This is a genomic window from Photorhabdus sp. RM96S (genome assembly GCF_042879335.1).
In the GTDB taxonomy this organism is placed as follows: domain Bacteria; phylum Pseudomonadota; class Gammaproteobacteria; order Enterobacterales; family Enterobacteriaceae; genus Photorhabdus; species Photorhabdus kayaii.
In genome coordinates, this window is sequence record NZ_JBHFKT010000097.1 from 1 (window position 1) to 2,672 (window position 2,672).

The 2,672-nt window shown below is 45.7% G+C and carries 2 protein-coding genes; both read left to right on the forward strand.

Annotated features, from left to right (window positions below; all coding sequences use genetic code 11):
- A partial coding sequence (tssI, locus tag ACGF49_RS24300) for a type VI secretion system tip protein TssI/VgrG (RefSeq protein WP_387493236.1) occupies positions 1-1,333 on the forward strand: 1,333 nt, incomplete at its 5' end.
- The gene (locus ACGF49_RS24305; RefSeq protein WP_271858856.1) at positions 1,330-2,559 is read left to right on the forward strand and encodes a DUF4123 domain-containing protein; all 1,230 of its coding nucleotides are present in this window, start codon (positions 1,330-1,332) and stop codon (positions 2,557-2,559) included. The genes tssI and ACGF49_RS24305, both read left to right, overlap by 4 nt.
- Positions 2,560-2,672: the final 113 nt, after the last annotated feature.

The window sequence follows — 2,672 nt, forward strand, 5'->3', positions numbered from 1 at the left end:
CAATTACGCTTTACAGCATAACGCCACGGATTTTGAAGCGGAGAACGGCACGCCATTTCATATTTTTGAAAGTTACGGCCGTTTTCAGAAAGACAAAGAGGGCATTCCGTTGACCCAATATCGGCTGGAAGCTTTGCGTGTTGATAGCAAATCAGGGCAAGCGGACAGTAATTGTATTCGGTTAATGCCCGGCAGAATTTTTACACTAACCAACCACCCGATTGACGCCATGAATGACCGCTGGCAAGTCGTCTCTTCCCAACACATAGGGTATGTCCCCGCCGTTTTAGGCGATAACGGAACCGGCACCACTCTGAATTCACACACCCAGTTCATTCCAGGCCGCAACGATTGGCGTCCGCCATACCGCTATAAACCATTGGCCGACGGCGATGAAATTGCAACGGTTGTCGGGCCAGGCACTGAAGAAATTTACGTTAATAAAGATGGCGCGGTTCGCGTTCACTTTCACTGGAACCGTTATGATGCGCCTGATGATCAGGCTTCTTGCTGGGTACGGGTTGCACAAGGGTGGAATGGCAACGGATTTGGTTTTCTGGCAACACCGCGAGTCGGTCAGGAAGTGATTATCTCCTATCTCAACGGCGATATTGACCGGCCTATTATTACCGGATGTACTTACAACGGCCTTAACCGCCCTCCACTGAATTTACCCGCGGAAAAGACGCGCACTACGTTCAGAACCAAAACGCATAAAGGTAACGGCTTTAACGAATTGCGTTTTGAGGATGAAAAAGGACGGGAAGAGATTTATATCCACGCTCAACGTGATCAACTGATCCAAATCAACCACGATAAGACACAAAAAATAGAGAACGACGAAAGTCACACGGTCATGAATGATCGGCGGCATAAAATCGGCAATGATGAATTTATCCGCATCATGAATGAACAACATATTCAGGTGGATAAAAATCAATTCGAAACCATTGAGAAAGACAAAATTACCCGGATCAACAATAGCTGGAAGGAAGAGATCTACGCCTCCCATTTCCAACAAATTGGTGAAAACAAACAGAGTGATATCAAAGGCAATTACCAATTAAATGTCATTAAAGGCATTCACTCACACACCAAAATACATACCCTGCAAGCCAGCGATACAGTGATCCTCAGAGGTAAGGCAGGAAGCATCACTCTGGATGCTCAAGGCATCACACTAAACGGCAACATCTTTCTGAAAGGCCCGGTGGTAGTGCAAGGGGGAAGCGCAGGCACCGTGCCAACATTGACCGGTGCAGCCAATGAAGGACAGCCCATCGCTCAGGATTGCAAAGGAAAAGCCGATGCACAGAAGGAAACATCAGAGTGAAAACGCAATCCTCATTTAATTCAGCCTATTACTGGGTTGCCAATTGCACCTACCAAGCGACAGGTAATGAAAAACATCCTGCCGGACAATATTCAGCCAAAGCATTAATCTATGCGCCGACTGAATACGAGGCACTAACAAAGCTGTGCAATTACGTTATTGGTTTCGGAATAGCAAACGGTCAATACCAAGACATTATTGCCTTACAGACCTATTTGATGGAAAGCACTCTCCCCGAATTACGGTTAATACGCCATATCCAACAGATAAGCGATCAACAACCCGTAATATTGGTACAACAGGAAAATATTGACTCTCCGCTGCCTGCCGCTCGTGGTGATCTAATATTGACTCAAGCCACTGATATACCTGTTGGAGATAACGAACATCTCTACGCGGTCATTGACGCGGCAGTATATCAACAGGCAGGACGATTTATCATTCCTGATCTGCTCGCTTCCTCCTTACGCTGGCAAGGACTGTTTCAGGGAGAAACTCAAGTTTCACTGGAAGATAGCGCCCCTTATCTGGTTGAACTGCATAAAGACAGTAGTAATCAGCCAGCGCTACAACGATACATTATGAATGCCGATAACCGGGCAGAGTTGAGCTTGTTTATCCAAAGCGAACAACCTTTTGAAATGCTGCTAAATCATCTGCGTAAGTTCACCTATTTAAAAAATGAGCTGACTCAGGCGTGGGCATTTTTCCGTTTCTATCATCCCAACACACTGACAACACTGCTTAATACCCTGTCCGACGGGCCATTAGCCCATTTTATGCAAGGGATCAACTCAATGTGGTTCTATGGTGATAAACCCGATACCCGCCACATTATCACCATCACTGAAAACGTCCGGCAGGCAAAACCCACGCCTGTCACGCTCAATCGCCGCTTGTGCGAACTGTTTGATCAACAAGCGCAACAACGCCACGTACTTAAGACAATTGATTTTATTCAGGAAAACCTAGCTGAACGCTGTCAGGTAAATAAAAACACCCTGCCTGCTTTTGTTTTGCAGCAGACTAATCTGGCCTATTTACAAGGACTGACGCAACAGCGAGCCATACTCTATTACGTTGCCGCCAAGTGTTTAATACCAAACGATGAAATTCACTGGCAACAGCTTTGGGAATCAGCCTGCTCACAAACAGAAACACAGGCAATACGGGCACATTCACTTTTTGCACAATGCAACACACTGACAATTAAGGAAATGTTATGACAACTGACATTCAGGAACAATTTGACAAATTAATAGAAAAAGCTTACGAGCTGTTCCCGCAGAATCTTGAGGTAGACAACTATATTCAGCCCTGTGACTGCGACATTAAACCG